The sequence below is a fragment of the Aestuariibaculum sediminum genome, assembly GCF_014596945.1.
GTDB classification, from domain to species: domain Bacteria; phylum Bacteroidota; class Bacteroidia; order Flavobacteriales; family Flavobacteriaceae; genus Aestuariibaculum; species Aestuariibaculum sediminum.
Genome location: NZ_JACVXB010000003.1, coordinates 142,330 through 162,636 on the forward strand (window position 1 = coordinate 142,330; position 20,307 = coordinate 162,636).

Here is a 20,307-nt window from a genome sequence, read left to right on the forward strand (position 1 = left end):
TATGGATTCTTCTCGAATTATTGACTTATTTTTATTTGCCATACCTTCATTAATAACAGGACTTATAGCCTACTATTTTTTTAAAGAACATACTAAAAATGAAGATGGCCGCCGCCGGTTTTTATTGCAAAAAGACCTTCAGGTTAGTGCCTTACCAACCAGACTACAGGCTTATGAACGAATGGCCTTATATCTGGAACGCATCAGTCCTTCGAAATTATTAATTCGAGTCGCTCCTACATCGTCTAACAAAAACGCTTATGAAAGAGCACTAATCCAAGCTATAGAATCGGAGTTTGAACATAATCTGGCGCAGCAAATTTACGTGAGCGATAAATGCTGGAGCATTATAAACACAGCAAAAAATGCTACAATTCAATTGATTAGAAAAGCCAGTTTACTTGAAAAAACAGATACCGCCGAGAAATTACGCGAGGTGGTTTTAACCGAAATGCTGGAACGTCGTGCCCCAAGTGATCTCGCTCTTGCTTTTATTAAAGAAGAAGTTAGCGATATATGGTAATTACTTTCACTTTAAAGTAAACCAAAAATAAACATCACTGTTAAATGAACTTACTTTCTTTTTCTACTTCATTGCCCAAGTGCTTTTCCTTCGCATACTCAAACCCATCTTCCCACCATTGCGTCATGAGTCGTTTGCTAAATATTAAGGAATTCTCTGTAAGTTGTGTTGGGGTGTAATAAATATTAAGCTTTACATTTCGGTGTTTTGCTGCCAGTTTACCAATGGCAATATCGGCTTTTTCTACCTGATCCAGCAAATGCCCAAAAAGGTTTATCATAAGTGAAAATGGATTTTTACCAAGTACTTTATTGTACTCTAAATTTTCACTTTCTAACACAATCGCATCGACTTCGGTAGCGCCTCGAAGAATGGCTTCACGAATCGGAATTACGCATCCTAAACCGCCATCGGCATATTCAAACCCGTTGCGTTTAACTAAAGACATAAACGGAATATAATTACAGGAAATCCAAATCCAATCGCAAAACTCCTCGTAACTAAAATCGTTTATCGACTTATATTCAACTCTGTTTTTCGATAAATTAGAAACAGTAACAACAACATCTTCTTTAGTGTCTCGAATTAAATTAAATTCTTCTTCACTAAAATGCTTTTTAATATGCTTTTTAAGATTTTTACTTTCCCCAAAAGTGCGTTTACGCTTAATAAATTGTAAAATAGAATTGAAATAATTTATTGAAACATATTCGCGCCCGTCTTTTTGATGCTGAATAAACGGATTAATGCTAAATATGGTTTTTTGCTTTACATTGGTAAAAATATCGTAAAGTTTACCAATATTGTGTGTTGCTAAATGCGGGACCAATAAACTACCCGTTGAAGTACCTAAAAACATATCGTACTCCTTACCTTGTTGCTCCATTAAATACTGTGCTACTCCTCCTGCGAACGATCCTTTACTGCCGCCTCCGGATATTACTAATGCCTTCATATATTAATCTTCTAATGCGCTAACTTCTTTATTTTTAAATTTGGCAAAATGATAACCACTTTCCCACCATTGGGTCATTTTTTCCTTATTAAAAATAAGTGAGTTAGTAGTTAAAACAGTTGGCGCGTAATAAAAATTAATAATTGCGTTGTGATGATTGGCAACGTGTTTTCCTATTTTAATGTTTTGCGACTCTATTCTGTCGAGCATAAATGTGAACATATTGGTCATTAATGAAAAGGGGTTTCTTGAGGGCATACGGTTATAAAGTGTTGTTTCGGTTTGTAAAATAATAGCATCGACTTCGGTAGCGCCACGGTTAATAGCCTCTTCAATAGGCACCATGTTTCCTAAACCACCATCGGCATATTCGCAACCATTTTTTTTTACTAAAGTCATAAAAGGTGTGTAATTACTTGAAATCCATATCCACTCACAAAACTCTTCATATGAAAAATCTTTAATACTCTTATATTCCACTTGATTAAGAGAAATATTGGATACCGTAACTACAATGTCTTTATGCGATTGCTTTAATGTGTTAAACTCGTCTTGCGTGAAGGTCTTTTTTATAAGGCTCTTAAGGTGATAACTCTCTCCAAAAGTTTTACTACCTCGTAGCATATTCAATAACACATTAACGTGATTTATAGCAATATTTTGGCTGCCATGCTTTTGCTTTACCACAAAAGGACACACACTAAATATATCGTTATTAGTCACGCTGGTGTATACCTTTTTAATTTTATCGATTTCCTGTAATGCCAGATGAGACACTAGTAAACTACCTGTAGAGGTACCTAAATACAATTGATAATCGCGCTTCATCTCTTCAATAAGATACTGTGCAACGCCACCTGCAAAAGCGCCTTTACTACCACCACCCGAAATTACTAAGGCTCTCATAATTAATTATTATTTATGGCTTCCAACATCGATTTTGAAAACTTTGAAAACTGCCAGTTATGATGTTGTGTTCCTTGCTTTAAATTGACTTTACACTGGTCGTTACAGGCTTTAATTTGTTGCAAATACATAAATGCATTCTGCCGAACATCAAAACTGCAATCTGGTTCTGTATAATCGGTTAACTCTTTAAAATATCCTGGTTTATTCCCTTCTTCAAAATCTTCTGTAATCAGAGCCAATGTTAACCATAGTATTCTGATATTCTTATCATGAAAACCTATCATACCTTTTGTGGCGTTTAAATATTTTTCTCTATCCTCTGGAAAATTACGCCATAAGTTAATCAACGCAGCTTCAACAGTTAAATACGACGCATCAGATAACAAGGATTCGTATTCTAACTTTAAACTTTCAGGGATTTTAGTAACCGAAGTCGCAATACCCTGTCGCACTTCTAAACTACTTTTGAAATTATCTTTTTGCACTTGATCAGGAATTTGACTAATAACTTTTACCATTGCCTTATTAGAAATCCCAGAATTTAAATAGTCGTTACATTTGGAGGAATATAATTCGCAATCCACCATTAAATACTCCTGGATAAACACCGATTTTTTCAAACTTTCTAACATCAAGTTATAATTTAAATCTTTGCTTTCCAACCAAATTTCCCTAAATTTCTTTAAATCTTGTTTACTTGCCTGTTCAACTTCCGTTATAAAATCGTTTGTGGCTACATTTTTAAAAGCATTTTTGGTTAAATAATATTTCACAGCCCGTTTAAAAGGTTTTTCTCCAACCTTTTCTCGTAGTAAATGCAATACCCAAGCGCCTTTTTTATAGAATGTAACACTACTAGATTTAGGGTTTAGAAGTGATGTACTACCTCCTGATTTATCTTGAACATCTAGCTCCTGTAAATATTCATATAATCGCCAGTAGTAGTAATTATCACCAAACACTTCTCGCTCTGCTAACAAAGCATAATAAGTAGCAAATCCTTCCTGTAGCCAGTGGTGAGTGCCCGAAGTTTCGGTAACCAAATCACCAAACCATTGATGCGCCAGTTCGTGCGCATTTACATTAACATAATTTTTATCTGTAAAAGCTGTATCGTTAACCACAAAAGCATCAGAAAATATGGTAGCCGTTGTGTTTTCCATACCGGCATATAAAAAATCCTTCACAGGAATTTGTTTATAGTTTTGCCAAGGATAAGAAACACCTATTTCGGTTTCCAGAAAATCAAAAATTTGTTTTGTATATCGGTAAGTCGGTTCAACTTTTAACGAATCATCAGTATAATAAAACATTTCTAAAGGGATACCACTTTTAGAAAATGCTTCATGCTTTTTATATTTTCCAATTACCAAAGCAACTAAATAACTAGACATTGGCGCCTTCATGTCGTAATGCCAAATCGTAGTTGTATCGTTAATAATTTTATCTTTTAGCGCTCCATTTGCGATAACCTCATACCCGTTTTGAAATGAAATACTTAAATCGAATTCTATTTTATCATTCATATCATCAATACTCGGCAGCCAATTACTCGTGTATTTACCTTGACCCTGTGTCCATATTTGAGGTCTTTTTACACATGTAAAGCAACCACGCTCTTCACTCAACTTGTTATTATTCAAATCTTTCCAATCAATAAAATACAAGGCTTTTTTCGGTTTTGCCTCGTATTTAAACATTAGCTGGTAAGTTTCGCCCCTTTTAAATTTATGTATAACTCTTAGTTTTTTACCATCATATATGAAATCGGCTGCTCGATTGTTTAATACAACTTTAGAAAATTGCATGTTTTTGGCATCCAAAAAAATGGTGTCTATAGTTTTTTTGATCTCTAAAGTATATGTCACCTCTCCAAAAACCTCAGATTCCTGAGGGTTAAAAGCCAACGAGACTGCTGCCCGTTTAAAATCAACATAATCAATTTGTTGTGCAATTAAACATCCGGTACAAAAAAAAAGAAGTATTAATAGTTTACTTTTCATGTTTTACATCTAACAAGGATTAAGCCAAAATACACAAATTTTCCATTTTTAGGATTGCTTGAAAAGGTTTAAATTCGTCCTGTTATGGCAATAAATCTTCAAACCCCTATAGATTATTTGAAAGGTGTGGGCTCTAGTCGAGCCGATTTACTTCGTAAAGAGCTTGGTATTTTTACTTATCAAGATTTGATGCATTTATTCCCTAACCGCTATATTGATCGTACCCAATATTATAAAATCAACCAGCTACAACGAAACAATGCCGATGTGCAAGTGATTGGTAAAATTGTTTCCTTTACGGAAGTGGGTCAAAAAAGAGGCAAACGATTGGTTGCTAAATTTCAGGACGGAACAGGTACTATGGAATTAGTGTGGTTTCGCGGTCATAAATGGATAAAAGACAGTTTAAAACTTAATACCCCTTATGTAGCTTTTGGAAAAACCAATTGGTTTAACGGAACATTTTCCATGGCACACCCCGAATTGGAACTGCTTGCCGAGCACGAAAAAAATTTACGTTCGGCCATGCAACCAGTTTACCCTTCTACAGAAAAATTATCCAATCGAGGGATTTCAAATAGAGTCATTAGCAAAATTATCCAGCAATTATTTATCGATGCTAACGGTAAATTTGACGAAACCTTATCGGAGTCTCTGCGAAAAGAATTGCATTTAATTGGTAAAAGCGAAGCCCTTTTTAATATTCATTTTCCTAAAAGCCCTGAACTTTTAGCAAAAGCACAATTTAGGCTAAAATTTGAAGAGTTGTTCTATATTCAATTACAGCTGATTATTAAGAATTTAATGCATAAATCGAAAATCAAAGGGTTGCCTTTTGAACATATTGGCGAACATTTCAAAACCTTTTTCGAAGAGCATTTACCATTCGAATTAACCAATGCACAAAAACGCGTACTAAAGGAAATTCGCTCTGACTTGGGAAGCAATGCTCAAATGAATCGTCTTTTGCAAGGTGATGTAGGATCTGGCAAAACTATTGTGGCTCTTATGTCTATGTTAATGGCTATAGACAATGGTTTTCAAGCCTGTTTAATGGCACCTACCGAGATTCTATCTATTCAGCATTACAACGGGTTACTTGATTTGTGTAAAAACCTAAAAATCAACATTAAACTTCTAACAGGCTCGACCAAAACATCGGAAAGAAACAAGATTTTAGAAACTTTAAAAAATGGTGAGTTAAATATTATTATTGGCACCCATGCACTTCTCGAAGACCGTGTGGAATTCAATAATTTAGGTCTGGCTATTATCGATGAACAACACCGGTTTGGTGTCGCGCAACGGAGCAAACTATGGCGCAAAGGACCAGATGCTGGAGGGGCTATCCCTCCTCACATTTTAGTCATGACTGCTACCCCAATACCACGAACGTTAGCCATGTCGGTTTACGGCGATTTAGACATCTCTATTATCGATGAATTACCGGCAGGTAGAAAACCTATAAAAACAGTACATCGTTACGATAAAAACAGACTTAATGTATTTCGCTTTGTAAAAGATGAAATTGCCAAAGGCAGGCAAATATATATCGTCTACCCCTTAATTCAGGAAAGCGAAAAAATGGATTATAAGGATTTAATGGATGGCTATGAAAGTATTGCTCGGGATTTTCCTATGCCAGACTATCAAATTTCTATTGTTCATGGTAAAATGAAACCTGCCGATAAAGATTACGAAATGCAACGTTTCATTAAAGGCGAAACTCAAATTATGGTTGCTACTACCGTGATTGAAGTTGGAGTAAACGTGCCAAATGCCTCAGTAATGATTATTGAAAGTGCTGAACGCTTTGGTTTATCACAACTTCATCAGCTGCGAGGGCGTGTTGGTCGAGGTGCTGAACAAAGTTATTGTATTTTAATGACAGGACACAAACTTAGCAGCGACAGTAAAACCCGATTGGAAACCATGGTAAAAACCAGTGATGGTTTTGAAATTGCCGAAGTCGATTTAAAACTTCGTGGTCCCGGCGACCTAATGGGAACACAACAAAGTGGTGTATTAAATCTTAAAATAGCCGACATTGTAAAAGACAAAGATGTATTACACCATGCTAGATATCACGCAAAAAAAATCTTAAATGAAGATCCGAAATTAGCAAAACAAGAACACGCTGTAATTTTAGATACCTACCGAAAATTGAGCAAATTCAAAAACATCTGGAATTATATATCGTAACACCAGAAAACTTTATTTTTGTAAAAAAATAGATATGCTTCACCTAAAACTGGAAACCGACCCGCGCTGGGCCAATCTAGCGGAGTCCAATATTGAAGAAATTTTAACCGACCATGCCTGGTGCGAACAGAAAGCAGCTTCCAGCGCCATAACTTTAATCACTCAAAACCCTGAATACCCGGATTTAGTTTCCGAATTATTAGAAATTGCTCAGGAAGAATTAGAACACTTTCAACAGGTGCATAATATCATTAAAGCGCGTGGATACGAATTAGGCCCGGAACGAAAAGATAGTTACGTTCATGAACTTTTTAAATTCATGAATAAGGGTGGAAATCGTATTCAGAGAATGGTAGACAAACTTTTACTATGCGCCATGATTGAGGCCAGAAGTTGCGAACGATTTAAGTTACTTTCAAATACCATTAAGGACGCAGAATTATCAAAGTTTTACTACAATTTAATGGTAAGTGAAGCCAGTCATTATACAACGTTTATAACTTTTGCCAGAAAATATGGTAAAGGTATCGATGTAGAAAAACGTTGGAAACAATTAGTAGCTTTTGAGAGCGATATAATCAAGGGATACGGTTCAGGAGAATCGCTACACGGCTAAATAAAATTTGGGGCAAAACAAAGCTCAACTTAGTAGAGCTGAGCTTCGCAAACTGTTCTATAGTTTGATTGATTGATGACAATAATAATACTTTCATAATATTTTCGAACAGCATCTTCATACTCAAATTCACATCTCTAAGATATTCACATTTAACAACATATATGTTATCCTTTTGTTAAAGAAATAGTTACAACTGTTAATTAACATTTTATGAGGTAATATTACTACTATATTTTTCCTTTCAGATTGTTTAACTTTGCCTGTTTTAGTATTCATTATTTAAAAATAGAATGATTAACATTCATATCAAGACATTACAAGACTTAGAATTTCCAACGGTTTTACAACAAGTAAGCGAACATTGTATTACCCCATTAGGAAATGAAAGAGCTTTAGAAATAACACCTTATAAAAATAAACCTGAACTATTAAGAAGTTTACAGCTAACTAACGAATATGTTTCATCGTTTGATAATGACAACCGTATTCCTAATCATAGTTTCGATACCATTTCGAAAGAAATAAAGCTATTGCATATTGAAAACACCTTTCTAGAAGTGCATAGTTTAAAAAAAATTGCAGCTATTTCTACGACTTCGAATGAAATCGTCCTTTTTCTTAAAAAATTTGAAGAATACTACCCACAACTTCATGATTACGCATCACATATTGAGGTTACAAAAATTGTCGTAGATAAAATTAATGGCATCATTGATCGTTTTGGCGACATTAAAGATAACGCTTCCGATAAATTGTATGAACTGCGGCAAACCATTAATAAAGTAAAAGGCCAAATTAACAGTAGTTTTGCCACAGCTTTAAATACATATCACGGTTTAGATTATTTGGATGATATACGAGAATCGGTGTTGGAAAACCGGCGTGTTTTGGCTGTTAAAGCCATGTATCGCAGAAAAATTAAAGGAACCATTTTAGGAAGTAGTAAAACGGGGAGCATTGTATATATGGAACCGGAAGCTACGCTAAAATATTCTAGAGAACTTAATAATCTGGAATACGAAGAAAAAGAAGAAATTACTCGAATTTTAAAAGAAGTTACCGAATACATTCGACCATTCGTTGATTTATTTTCTAAATATCAGGAGTTTTTAATCAACATCGATGTCATTTCAGCAAAAGCCAAGTATGCACAGTCACTAAATGCTATTCTGCCTGAAATAACAGAAGATCGTAGCATGTTTTTGCGAGAGGCTTACCACCCTTTACTTTACTTAACCAACCTTAAAAAGAAGGCTAAAACATTTCCACAAACCGTAGAGTTAAAACAAGATAGTCGCATTATTGTTATTTCCGGCCCTAATGCTGGAGGAAAAAGTATTACCTTAAAAACAGTAGGCTTGTTGCAAGTTATGCTTCAAAGTGGTATGCTCATTCCTGTACACGAACGTAGTAAGGCATTTTTATTCGATAGGGTAATGAGCGATATTGGCGACAATCAATCTATAGAAAATCATTTAAGCACCTATAGTTACCGATTAAAACAGATGAATTATTTTCTTCGGAAATGCAACAAAAACACCCTGTTTTTAATCGATGAATTTGGTACCGGTAGTGACCCTGAGTTAGGCGGCGCACTTGCCGAAACTTTTCTTGAGGAATTCTATCACCGTGAAGCTTTTGGCATTATAACAACCCATTATTCCAACTTAAAAATATTAGCGAACGAGTTGCCATACATGCTCAATGCCAACATGTTATTTGATGAGCGGACTTTAGAACCACTTTTCAAACTAGTAATTGGTCAGGCTGGTAGTAGTTTTACTTTTGAGGTCGCTCAAAAAAATGGCATACCATTCGGATTAATAAATCGTGCTAAAAAGAAAATTGAACGCAGTAAAGTCCGATTCGATGCCACCATTGCAAAGCTTCAAAAGGAACGATCTAAACTTGAAAAAACGGGACAGTCGTTAAAACTCAATGAACAAAAGAAAATTGAAGAAGCCGGTAAACTAGAAGAGATTAATAGTCGTATTCAAAAGAAACTGGAAAGTTACCAAGAACTATACGATAGTAATCAGCGTTTAATCTATTTAGGACAAAAAATTGATGATTTAGCCGAAAAATATTTTAACAATAAACAAAAACGCGCTTTAATGGACGAGTTATTTAAACTTGTTCAAGTTGAAAATTCTAAGCGTAAAAAAGTTGATAAAAAAGAAAAACAAAAAATAAAAGCCAAAGAAAACAGGGTTAAAAAAGAGGTCGAAAAGAAGGTAGAAGTTATTCGTGAAAAGAAAAAAGAAGCTAAGAAAAAAGCCATTGAAACCCCTAAACCAAAACCTATTTTAACCATTGGCGACCGCGTTAGATTGGAGGATGGTCGGGCTGTAGGCACTATTGATAAAATTGAAAAGAACAAAGCGGTAGTGAATTATGGTATTTTTACAACAAATGTGAGCATAGATCAGTTAGAACTTGTTGAACGCGTAAAATAAACATGAAACAAAATGAATATTGCACTACCTAAAAACAAACAACTCATCCTTTTTGATGGTGTTTGTAATTTGTGCAATTCTAGCGTAAATTTCATTATAAAAAACGATAAAACGAACACATTTTTATTCTCTGCTTTACAAAGTAAATCAGGAAAACAAATTATAGAAGCTTATCATATAGACACCACTAAAACCGATTCGATTTTACTTTATAATCCAGATAAAGGTATTAGTTACAAATCATCGGCTGCTTTAAAAATTGCTTGGCATTTAAAAGGTCCATTAAAGTTACTCACAGTATTTTTAATCGTCCCTAGATTTATTAGAAACTGGGTTTACGATATAATTGCCAGAAATCGGTACAGGTGGTTTGGTAAAAAAGAAGCCTGTATGGTACCTAGCCCAGAATTAAAAGATAAATTTTTGGACTAAAACTAAATCGTCCCAATAATTTTTATTTTTTTTGATTTTGAAATACCTCCTGGGTTACACCCCGGTTTTCCTTCTGGCACTTCCATGTTTAGTTTTTTAAAGTAGGATGCCCAAACTTCAAAATAATCATCTTCACCAGGCGCTTTATAAGTCATTGGAAACAATTTGAACAAAGGTTCTCCATAAGCCTCTAAAAAACAATCATAAATTAACTCAGAGCAGTAATATTTTCCATTATTGTAAAGGTATTCTACATCATACGGCACACCTATTTGTTTCTTTCCAAAACTAATAGCATGTGGTATGAGTTTTTGATATCGTTTTTTTAAACGCCCCACATACATTGGCGCTTGAGTTTTTAAAGCAAAAGCTTCATATGGTGTTAGTGTCACTCCATTGCCACTGGCTTCTAAAATGAATACTTGGTTATTTTGAATAACTACCATACCCATATGACTAAAATCATTCCCTTTGTAGCCTTCAGTGACTTGATTAATAGCATCACACAATGGCCCGCAATTAGTTGACTGAAAAAGGAAATCTCCATTTTTTAGTTTAATAGATTGTGAGTACCCAACAAAAATGAATAACAAAAATGGCAGCAATAAGAATTTCAATGGTAATAATTTTAAAAATTTCAACTTTCGGTTAAACTTCCCCACTCGGTCCAGGAACCATCGTAAACCGAAATATTGCTGTACCCACTTAATTCGGCTCCTAAAGCTAATACGCACGCCGTAATTCCAGATCCGCAAGAAAAAATAATTGGTTCATTTTTGTTTACTAACTCTAAAAACATTGATTTGATTTCCTTTTTAGATTTCAACTCGCCGTCTTGTATCAAATTAGTAAATGGTAAATTTACTGAATTGGGTATAGTCCCCATACGCAAACCTTCTCGAGGTTCAGGCTCTTCACAATTGAAACGTTCTTTTGACCGCGCATCTACAATGGTATGCGTTTTATTTTTTGAAGCGATTTTAATGTCTTCGAAAAACTTCATTGCATCAGGTTTTAGATTTGCTTTAAAATATCCCTTTTCTCCTGTATAAAGTTTCATTGGTTCGGTAGAAAAACTGGCGATTTTCCATGATGGAAATCCACCACTAAGCACCGCCACATTACGATGCCCAAAGGCTTTGAATAACCACCAGACACGAGCTGAAGAATAAATTCCTTTATCGTCGTAAACAACTATTGCACTGTTTTTGTTTATGCCAAGGGCCTGAGCTTCCTGTTCAAATTGTTGGGCCGAAGGAAAGGTACTTGGAAATGGCGCTCCCTGTAAACTAAACTTATTTTTAATATCAAAAAACCTTGCTCCTGGTATTTGCATCAAACAGGCATCGAACTCTTTGTTTATAGTACCATCAAGTACGACCAAATTTTCGTCACTTAAATGGTTTTTCAACCAATTAACTGTTACCACGGGTTCTTTAAAAACTAAATCTGCCACTGGAATTACTTTTTATAATTATCGTCCCAGTTCTTTACTCTGGGCTCATGCAATTTATCTAACGATTTGGCAACTAAAACAGATACAGTTGCATCACCAGTAACATTTACCACGGTTCTACACATATCTAAAGGTCGGTCTACAGCAAAAATTAATGCCAAACCAATAGGTAATAATTCGGCTGGAAACCCAATAGATTCTAATACAATAACCAGCATTACCATTCCTGCACTAGGAACTGCAGCGCTCCCTATAGAGGCCAATAAAGCCGTGGCAACAATTACTAACTGATTAGAAAATGTTAAACCTTCAGGCCAAATTACCTGCATGATAAATACCGCGGCAATACCTTGATATAAACTAGTTCCATCCATGTTTACGGTTGCACCAACAGGTAACACAAAACCCGATACTTCTTTATCTACCCCAATATGTTCCTCGACACGCTCCATAGTTACGGGTAATGTCGCTGCACTAGAACTGGTTGAAAATGCTAACAGCTGCGCTGGACTAATTTGTTTTAAAAACCAAAGTGGTGATTTCTTGGCATAAACACTAACCAATAATAAATAAAAACAAATCATTAAAATTAAACCACCCACCACACATATTGAGTAGTATAATAACTTTATTAAAATTTCAATATCATCGAATGCGATTATAACATTGGCTAACAAGGCGAAAACAGCATAAGGTGCGAATAACATGATTAAATCGACCATTTTCATAACAACCTCGTTGAGCGAATCGAAGAATTTTATAAGTGGTTTTGCCTTCTTTTCTGGAATTAACAATAGGCAAATACCAACAAACATAGCGAAAAATATAACCTGTAACATTGAAGCTTCGGCAAATGATTGAAAAATATTGCTTGGAAAAATATCTACCAGCGCCTGTAATGGTCCCGCGTCTTTTTGTGCCGTAGCTTTAGCTAGTTTATCTGCCACTCCAGCATCATTTTCATATTTGGCTTTAATTTTTTCTATGGTGTCCTGAGGCATGCCTTCTCCAGGCTGCACTACGTTTACAATGGTTAAACCAATAACAATGGCCACCAAGGTTGTAAAAACATAAATACCAATGGTACGTAAGCCCATGGATTTAATTTTAGAAATATCTTTTAAATCTGATATTCCTTTAATTAATGAGGCTAAAATTAATGGGACTGCAATTAACTTTAAAAGATTGATAAAAATGGTTCCGAAAGGCGCTATCCAATCGGACACAAAACCTTTACCACCATCGATACCGTTCATGATGAATCCAAAAATGATTCCCAGTACCATACCTATTATAATCTTCCAATGTAATGCTAGTTTTTTCATAAGAATTAATTTATTCTATTGGGATGAATTTACTAAATATTATTAATAACGAATCGGAGCCTAGCCCCGATTGAAGTGATATCCTTTTAATGTTTTAACCCATTATGGTTAAAATAATAAAAGATTAAACGTAAAGCGGGAAATAGCTACAAATGAATGGATTTGTTCTGTAGCCAGAAATCAGCGATTACTAATGCCGCCATGGCCTCCACGATAGGTACCGCTCTCGGCACAACACATGGATCATGACGTCCTTTACCTTGCATTTCAACAGTATTTCCGTCCTTATCTATAGTTTCATATTTTTGGATAAGCGTTGCTACAGGCTTAAAGGCAACATTGAAATAAATATCCATACCGTTACTTATTCCGCCTTGTATACCGCCCGAATAATTGGTTTTTGTAGTGCCATCGTTGTTAAAGGCATCATTATGATCACTTCCATACATAGTACTACCTTCAAAACCACTGCCATATTCAAAACCTTTTACAGCGTTTATAGATAACATAGCTTTACCTAACTCGGCATGTAATTTATCGAAAACAGGTTCTCCTAAACCTACCGGTACATTTTTAATTACACAGGTAACAACACCTCCAACGGTATCACCCTTTGAACGTACTTCCTTAATGTAAGTCTCCATTTTCTCAGCCATTTTGGCATCTGGACATCTTACAATATTTGATTCGATTTGTGTCAAATCCAAAGCCGTGTGAGGCTTGTCTAACTTCATCGTTCCAACTGCCGATACATAAGCTGTAAACTCAATGTCTTTTAGCATTTGTTTTGCTATAGCTCCAGCTACAACGCGGCTGGCTGTTTCACGTGCAGAACTTCGGCCGCCGCCGCGGTAATCGCGAAAACCGTATTTTTTATCGTAAACATAATCGGCATGACTCGGACGATAACTATCTTTTATATGCGAATAATCATGAGATTTCTGATTTGTGTTTTCAATAACAAATCCTATTGAAGTCCCAGTCGTTTTTCCTTCAAAAATTCCAGAATGAAATTTTACCGTATCGGGTTCCTTTCGTTGTGTAACAATAGCCGATTGCCCTGGTTTTCTTCTATTTAATTCTTGCTGAATAGCTTCTAGGTCTAACTCTATTCCAGAAGGACAACCATCGATAACCCCTCCTAATGCTGGGCCATGAGATTCGCCATAAGTTGTTAATGTAAATAGTTTTCCGAAGGAATTTCCCGCCATGTCTTAAATTTTGTTTGCTAAATTAATTCTATTCTTAGAGATACGAAAATGAAATTGAATGAAACCAACACAAATACCAAAAAAAACGATAACACAGGCTTAACAATATGCTGATATTTAAATAAATACTAGGTAATGATAAGATAATATGAGTTTACGTAATTTACCTACAAATATAAAATCCTTTTGAAGATTAAACGTAAAATTGAACTCGCCGTTATTTCCGATGTGCATTTAGGCACTTATGGCTGTCATGCCAAACAGCTTTACACCTATTTAAATAGCATTACACCAAAAAAATTAATATTAAACGGTGACATTATTGATGTTTGGCAATTTAGCAAACGTTACTTTCCAAAATCACACTTAAAAGTTATTAAAAAGATTATGGACATGGCAGCCGACGGTGTGGAAATCATTTACATTACTGGTAATCACGACGAAATGCTGCGTAAATTTACAGGCACCACAATAGGTAATATCTCTATTGTGGATAAACTGGTTTTAGAGTTACATGGTAAAAAAGCCTGGTTTTTTCATGGAGATGTTTTTGATGTTTCCATACAAAATGCTAAATGGCTGGCTAAACTGGGTGGTTATGGATACGATTTGCTAACCTTACTAAATCGTTGTGTAAACTGGTATTTAGAAAAACGTGGTAAAGAACGCTATTCGTTATCTAAAAAAGTAAAAAATGGCGTGAAAGGCGCTGTAAAATATATCAATGATTACGAAAAAACCATTTCTGATTTAGCTATTGAAAATGGCTATGACTTTGTGGTTTGCGGCCATATTCATCAACCCAAAATGGAGTATATTGAAAACAAACACGGCAACACCGTATATTTAAACTCCGGCGATTGGGTAGAAAATTTCACTGCATTAGAATATCAGTTTAAACGCTGGAAAATATACAATTACAACAACGATAAACTAGCGCCCTTTTATCCAGATGATGAGTTTGAAGATAAAGAAATTAAAGATTTAATTGCCGCAATAACTATTGTAGAACAAAAAAAATCAAAATCTTAATCTAATTTAATCATCCAATAGCGCTTCTCTTAAAATAGATATTGGGTGTTTAGCCTGGCGCTGGGTACCATCTTTTATTTGATGTCTGCAGCTTGTTCCGTTTGCTGAAATAATCGTGTCGAAAGCTGCATGTCTAACCGCTGGAAATAAGGTTTGCTCTCCCACATTCATACTCACCTGGTAATGTTCCTTTTCGTAACCAAAACTTCCGGCCATACCGCAACAACCACTAGGAATAATAGTAACCTTATAATTTTTAGGTAAATTCAACACATCAAAACTCGACAATTGATTTCCCATGGATTTTTGATGACAATGCCCATGAAATTTAATAGTTTTAGCTTCAGTTGTAAATTGCTCCGGTTTTATATTTCCTAATTTTATTTCTTGCTGAATAAATTCTTCTATAATAAATACATGCTTGGCTATATGTTCTGCCGAAGTTTTATCGTCTGCCAATTTTAAATATTCATCTTTAAAACTTAAAATAGCCGAAGGTTCAATACCAATAAGTGGCGTATCGGCGGAAACTATATTTTTAAAAATAGCTATGTTTTTGTTCGCTACTTTTTTAGCCTGCTCCAGTAAACCTTTTGATATAAACGTGCGGCCAGATTCAGCATGATCAATTACTTTTACTTCATAATTTAAGGCTGTTAACAATTTAAAAGCATCAACTCCTATAGAGGTATCTAAATGATTTAAAAATTCATCATTAAATAAATAAACTGTTTTTATAGGTTTACTGACATAGATTTTCTCATCGAGCGCTTTAAAAACCTTTTTAAAACTCTTTTTAGTTATCAACGGTAGTTGTCTTTCTTTAGCAATGCCAAAGGTTTTCTTTAATACAGATGAAGTCAGTTTGTTTGAAAACACCATATTGGTTAATGCAGGAAAAACACTTCCGAATCCATTCAATTTATTGTTATAAGCAAACATTTTTGTTCGCCAAGACACACCATTCGATTTTTGATACTGATAAAGAAACTCTGCTTTTAATGTTGCTATATCAACACTACTTGGGCACTCACTGGCGCAAGCCTTACAGCTTAAACACAAATCGAATACTGTTTTGAGTTCTTCGGAGTCGAATTTATTTTCCTTTTCAGAATTCGTCAAAAATTCCCGCAAGGCGTTTGCTCTTGCTCTTGTAGTATCTTTTTCGTGTCTTGTGGCTCTGTAACTCGGACACATAACACCGCCGAATTCAGGTAATTTTCGACAATCGCCGGAGCCGTTGCATTTCTCGGCTTCCCGTAAAATCCCTAAAGACGATGAAAAATCCATTATGGTTTTAATTTCGGGTTCTTTACGGTCGGGTTGATAGCGTAAATTTTTATCCATTGGAAAAGCATCAACTATTTTTCCGGGATTAAAAATATTATTAACATCAAAAGCCTGTTTAATTCGTTTTAAAATCTGATAATTAATATCGCCAATCATTAAAGCAATAAATTCTCCACGCACAATGCCATCACCATGCTCGCCACTCATAGAGCCGCCATATTTTTTTACTAGATGAGCTACATCGGTGGTGATTTTTCTAAACAAATTAACATCTTCCGATTTTTTTAAATTTAAAACAGGACGTAAATGCAATTCACCCGCCCCAGCATGAGCATAATAAATAGCCTCTTGATTATAGCCTTTCATTAAGGCTGTAAATTCCGAAATATAACTTGATAAATCAGGCAATGCTACCGCGGTATCTTCAATACATGCCGCCGACTTTTTATCTCCTTTAATATTTCCTAATAAGCCTAACCCTGCACTTCGTAAAATATTAGCCTTATTTATATCTTCACCTCGTAACTGTGGATAGGCATAACTTAATCCTGACGATTTAATACTTATTACTAATTCTTCGGCTAATTGATTAACTTCCTCTTTCGAATTTGCCCTAACCTCACACATTAAAATAGCCTTAGGATCGCCTTCAATAAATTGCCTGTTCTCCTGTTGCGTCCTATTGTTTTTTGTACAGTCTAAAATGGTTTTATCCATCATTTCGCAGGTATACAAATTGTGCGACATGACTAATTCTACGGTATTCAAACAATTTTCAATACTTTCAAAGTGCGCAGCAACCATCACACTTTCCTGCGGTGGTAAATCATCCAATTTTAAGGTGATTTGAGTAGAAAAGGCTAAAGTACCTTCACTTCCTGACAACAATTCACACATATTGAAATTAGTTGTGGAATCACTAAAAATATTAGACTTTATTAATTCATCAATAGCATACCCTGTATTACGTCGATGAATTTCTGGTTTTGGAAATTTATCTTTAATTTCCTGCTGCACTCCCTTAGAATTCAAAGCACTAAACAAAACTCTGTAAATATGTCCTTCTAAAGAATGTGCTTTAGCCTTTTTATGAAATTCCTCAGGTGTAAGCTCCTTAAAAACTGCTTCACTTCCATCTGCAAGTAAAGTTTCAATTTCTACGACTTTATCTCGTGTAACACCATACTGAATGGAAGTGGTTCCAGAGGAATTATTTCCTACCATACCACCAATCATAGCACGATTGGAAGTTGATGTTATCGGGCTGAAAAACAAACCGTATGGCTTTAAAAAGTTGTTAAGCTTATCTCTTACAACGCCAGGCTGAACGGTAACCGTTTTATTTTTTTCGTCGAATTCTATTATTTCAGTAAAATGTCTAGATACATCAACAACAATTCCATCGCCAACGCATTGCCCTGCTAAAGATGTCCCTGCCGTTCTTGGAATTAATGACGTTTTATGAGTTGTTGCAAACTCTATAAGTAACTTTAAATCTTCTTTATTCTTAGGATAAGCAACTGCTTTGGGAAGTATTCTATATACCGATGCATCTGTGGCATAAATAGCTTTAATTAAATCGTCAAAATACAGTTCTCCAGAAAGCTTTTCGCTTAATACTTGTAAATGTGAAAGTAGGGTCATTGGTTCTATAGCCTGATTAATTTAGTACAGGAAGTTAAATATAAATACAATTTTAATTTTTTATTAAAAATTTCTGATAAGTAGTAAAAATATGAACTAATTAATAAAAAACTACGTATATTTCACTAATAAACAAAACTAAAAATCTTATGAAAAAATTATTTTTATTTGCAATCGCTGTATTAGGATTTGCTTTTATGTCTAACGCTCAAGACATTTCAAAACACGCTCTTGGTTTAAGACTTGGTGATAGTGATGGTTTCGGTGCCGAAATATCTTACCAACATGCCTTAGGTTCAAACAACCGATTAGAAGCTGATTTAGGTTGGAGAGATGGAAATGGTTTTGATGGTTTTAAACTTACAGGCTTATACCAATGGGTATTCCCTCTTCAAAACAGTTTTAACTGGTATGTTGGTGCCGGTGGTGGTTTAGGATCATATGATTACGACAACGAAGCAAATGACAATGATGGTACATTCGTATTTCTTGCTGGTGACATAGGTATTGAATATAGTTTTAATATCCCTTTAATGTTATCACTGGATTTTAGACCTGAGTTAGGGTTTGGTAATCATCATGATGATCTTGATTTTGATATTGCATTAGGTATTAGATACCAATTTTAAATCTCACTATATAATTAAAAAGCGCCAATTTTGGCGCTTTTTTTATGCCTAAAAATTAAGTATTACAAACCGAATTCTTATATTTATTATCCTAACTTAAAACACATTAACTATGAAACTAGGTGCCTTCTCAGTAAGTTTAAGCGTAAAAGATATTATGGTCTCGAAAGTATTTTATGAAACCTTAGGGTTTGAAGTTTTCGCAGGAGATATCGAGAAAAAATATCTTATTATGAAAAATGAAAATACCTTAATCGGACTCTTTGAAGGGATGTTTGAAAACAATATACTTACATTCAATCCTGGATGGGATGCAAATGCCAACACGCTAGACAATTTTGATGATGTAAGGGATATTCAAAAACACCTTAAAACGGCTGGAATATTACTAAAAAGTGAAGCCGACGAAAGCACCTCAGGACCTGCCAACTGTTTGGTTTTAGACCCCGACGGCAATGCAATATTAATAGACCAGCATGTGTAATTATAACACTAAAAACTTAGCCAAAGTATCTTCGTAGATTTTCTCGTACTGAGGTACGATGGTTTGTACATCAAATTTTAGAGCTGTTTGTCGGGCGTTACCTTTAAAGGTCTCCAGACGAGCTTCATCACTTAAAATATATAATGCGTTTTTTGTCATATCGGCAACATCTCCAACATCACTTAAAAACCCTGATACCCCTTGAACATTAACCTCAGGAATTCCACCAGTATTACTCGATATAACTGGCACTCTCGAGGCCATGGCTTCAAGCGCTGCCAAGCCAAAGCTTTCGGTCTGCGACGGTAATAAAAATAAATCGCTAAACCATAATATTTTATCTATTTCATGGCTTTTCCCTAAAAAGGCTACTTTATTATAAATACCAAGCTCCACACAACGTGCCTCTATTCTTTCTCGTTCGGGACCTTCGCCAGCTAACATTAGTTTGGCAGGCATTTCTTTTTGAATATTGTAAAAAATTTCAATAACGTCGTCTACACGTTTTACCGGACGTAAATTACTAATATGAGTAATGATCTTTTCATCATCTTTTGCCAAAATAGCGCGGTGACAGTTAGAAAATGACCCCGTATATTTATCTAAATCGATAAAATTTGTAACAACTTTAATTTCGTTTTTAATATCAAAAAGACGCAGTGTATCTTCTTTTAAACTATCGGAAACTGCCGTTACAGCATCCGATTTGTTTATACTAAAGGTTACTGCCGGTTTGTAAAAAGGATGACTACCGACTAAAGTTATATCTGTACCATGTAATGTTGTTACGATAGGCACATGAATATTTTCTTCAATAAGCATTTTCTTCGCCATATAAGCAGCGTAAGCATGGGGAATAGCATAGTGCACATGTAAAATCTCTATTTTATGAAGTTTTACCATATCCACAAGCTTACTCGATAAAGCCAATTCATAAGGTTGATAATGAAATAGCGGATATTCAGGTACATTTACCTCATGATAATGCACATTATTACTAATTAATTCTAATCGAACGGGTTGATTATATGTAATAAAATGAATTTCATGACCACGTTTAGACAATTCTAAACCTAGCTCTGTGGCAACTACACCACTACCTCCAAAAGTTGGATAACAAACTATTCCTATTTTCAT

At 35.0% G+C, this 20,307-nt stretch carries 17 protein-coding genes; 8 read left to right on the forward strand and 9 right to left on the reverse strand.

Annotated features, from left to right (window positions below; all coding sequences use genetic code 11):
* The first annotated feature begins 1 nt into the window (after nt 1).
* Nucleotides 2–523 (forward strand): DUF7935 family protein, encoded by a 522-nt coding sequence (locus ICJ83_RS08330; protein WP_188229927.1) that lies wholly within the window; start codon nt 2–4, stop codon nt 521–523.
* 40 nt (nt 524–563) lie between these two features.
* Here the strand turns inward: ICJ83_RS08330 and ICJ83_RS08335 are convergent, their stop codons facing one another.
* The 3 genes from ICJ83_RS08335 to ICJ83_RS08345 are packed head-to-tail and all read right to left on the reverse strand — an operon-like array spanning nt 564 to nt 4,390.
* Nucleotides 564–1,478 carry a patatin-like phospholipase family protein gene (locus ICJ83_RS08335; protein ID WP_188229928.1) on the reverse strand — a complete coding sequence of 305 codons (915 nt, stop codon included), beginning with the start codon at nt 1,476–1,478 and terminating at the stop codon, nt 564–566.
* 3 nt (nt 1,479–1,481) lie between these two features.
* Complete coding sequence (locus ICJ83_RS08340; RefSeq protein ID WP_188229929.1) at nt 1,482–2,384, reverse strand: patatin-like phospholipase family protein; 903 nt, start codon at nt 2,382–2,384, stop codon at nt 1,482–1,484.
* A 2-nt stretch (nt 2,385–2,386) separates the two neighbouring features.
* Nucleotides 2,387–4,390: a M1 family metallopeptidase gene (locus ICJ83_RS08345; protein ID WP_188229930.1), complete on the reverse strand. Its 2,004-nt coding sequence runs from the start codon at nt 4,388–4,390 to the stop codon at nt 2,387–2,389.
* Nucleotides 4,391–4,474: 84 nt separating this feature from the next.
* Here ICJ83_RS08345 and recG point away from each other — a divergent pair, with 84 nt between their 5' ends.
* The 4 genes from recG to ICJ83_RS08365 all read left to right on the forward strand — a co-directional run bounded on the left by recG (nt 4,475) and on the right by ICJ83_RS08365 (nt 10,099).
* Nucleotides 4,475–6,592: an ATP-dependent DNA helicase RecG gene (gene recG, locus ICJ83_RS08350; RefSeq protein ID WP_188229931.1), complete on the forward strand. Its 2,118-nt coding sequence runs from the start codon at nt 4,475–4,477 to the stop codon at nt 6,590–6,592.
* Nucleotides 6,593–6,626: 34 nt separating this feature from the next.
* Complete coding sequence (gene miaE, locus ICJ83_RS08355; protein ID WP_188229932.1) at nt 6,627–7,208, forward strand: tRNA-(ms[2]io[6]A)-hydroxylase; 582 nt, start codon at nt 6,627–6,629, stop codon at nt 7,206–7,208.
* 293 nt (nt 7,209–7,501) lie between these two features.
* Nucleotides 7,502–9,667 carry an endonuclease MutS2 gene (locus ICJ83_RS08360; protein ID WP_188229933.1) on the forward strand — a complete coding sequence of 722 codons (2,166 nt, stop codon included), beginning with the start codon at nt 7,502–7,504 and terminating at the stop codon, nt 9,665–9,667.
* A 12-nt stretch (nt 9,668–9,679) separates the two neighbouring features.
* Complete coding sequence (locus ICJ83_RS08365; protein WP_188229934.1) at nt 9,680–10,099, forward strand: thiol-disulfide oxidoreductase DCC family protein; 420 nt, start codon at nt 9,680–9,682, stop codon at nt 10,097–10,099.
* 2 nt (nt 10,100–10,101) lie between these two features.
* Here ICJ83_RS08365 and ICJ83_RS08370 read toward each other — a convergent pair whose 3' ends face one another.
* The 4 genes from ICJ83_RS08370 to aroC form a co-directional block, all read right to left on the reverse strand.
* Nucleotides 10,102–10,716, reverse strand: coding sequence for a YiiX/YebB-like N1pC/P60 family cysteine hydrolase (locus tag ICJ83_RS08370; protein WP_188229935.1), 615 nt, complete (start codon nt 10,714–10,716; stop codon nt 10,102–10,104).
* A 20-nt stretch (nt 10,717–10,736) separates the two neighbouring features.
* A complete protein-coding gene (locus tag ICJ83_RS08375) occupies nt 10,737–11,555 on the reverse strand; it encodes a sulfurtransferase (protein ID WP_188229936.1) in 819 nt (272 codons plus the stop codon).
* A 5-nt stretch (nt 11,556–11,560) separates the two neighbouring features.
* Nucleotides 11,561–12,880 carry a dicarboxylate/amino acid:cation symporter gene (locus tag ICJ83_RS08380; RefSeq protein ID WP_188229937.1) on the reverse strand — a complete coding sequence of 440 codons (1,320 nt, stop codon included), beginning with the start codon at nt 12,878–12,880 and terminating at the stop codon, nt 11,561–11,563.
* Nucleotides 12,881–13,026: 146 nt separating this feature from the next.
* A complete protein-coding gene (aroC, locus tag ICJ83_RS08385; protein WP_188229938.1) occupies nt 13,027–14,091 on the reverse strand; it encodes a chorismate synthase in 1,065 nt (354 codons plus the stop codon).
* 186 nt (nt 14,092–14,277) lie between these two features.
* Between aroC and ICJ83_RS08390 the strand changes: the two genes are divergently transcribed.
* Nucleotides 14,278–15,123 (forward strand): UDP-2,3-diacylglucosamine diphosphatase, encoded by an 846-nt coding sequence (locus ICJ83_RS08390; RefSeq protein ID WP_188229939.1) that lies wholly within the window; start codon nt 14,278–14,280, stop codon nt 15,121–15,123.
* Nucleotides 15,124–15,129: 6 nt separating this feature from the next.
* On the opposite strand, the gene ICJ83_RS08395 is transcribed toward ICJ83_RS08390, so the two are convergent.
* Nucleotides 15,130–18,057: an FAD-binding and (Fe-S)-binding domain-containing protein gene (locus ICJ83_RS08395; RefSeq protein WP_188229940.1), complete on the reverse strand. Its 2,928-nt coding sequence runs from the start codon at nt 18,055–18,057 to the stop codon at nt 15,130–15,132.
* Nucleotides 18,058–18,206: 149 nt separating this feature from the next.
* Between ICJ83_RS08395 and ICJ83_RS08400 the strand changes: the two genes are divergently transcribed.
* The gene (locus tag ICJ83_RS08400) at nt 18,207–18,686 is read left to right on the forward strand and encodes a porin family protein (RefSeq protein WP_188229941.1); all 480 of its coding nucleotides are present in this window, start codon (nt 18,207–18,209) and stop codon (nt 18,684–18,686) included.
* 112 nt (nt 18,687–18,798) lie between these two features.
* Nucleotides 18,799–19,170 carry a VOC family protein gene (locus tag ICJ83_RS08405; protein WP_188229942.1) on the forward strand — a complete coding sequence of 124 codons (372 nt, stop codon included), beginning with the start codon at nt 18,799–18,801 and terminating at the stop codon, nt 19,168–19,170.
* Here the strand turns inward: ICJ83_RS08405 and bshA are convergent, their stop codons facing one another.
* Nucleotides 19,171–20,307 (reverse strand): N-acetyl-alpha-D-glucosaminyl L-malate synthase BshA, encoded by a 1,137-nt coding sequence (gene bshA / locus ICJ83_RS08410; protein WP_188229943.1) that lies wholly within the window; start codon nt 20,305–20,307, stop codon nt 19,171–19,173. It lies immediately after the preceding gene.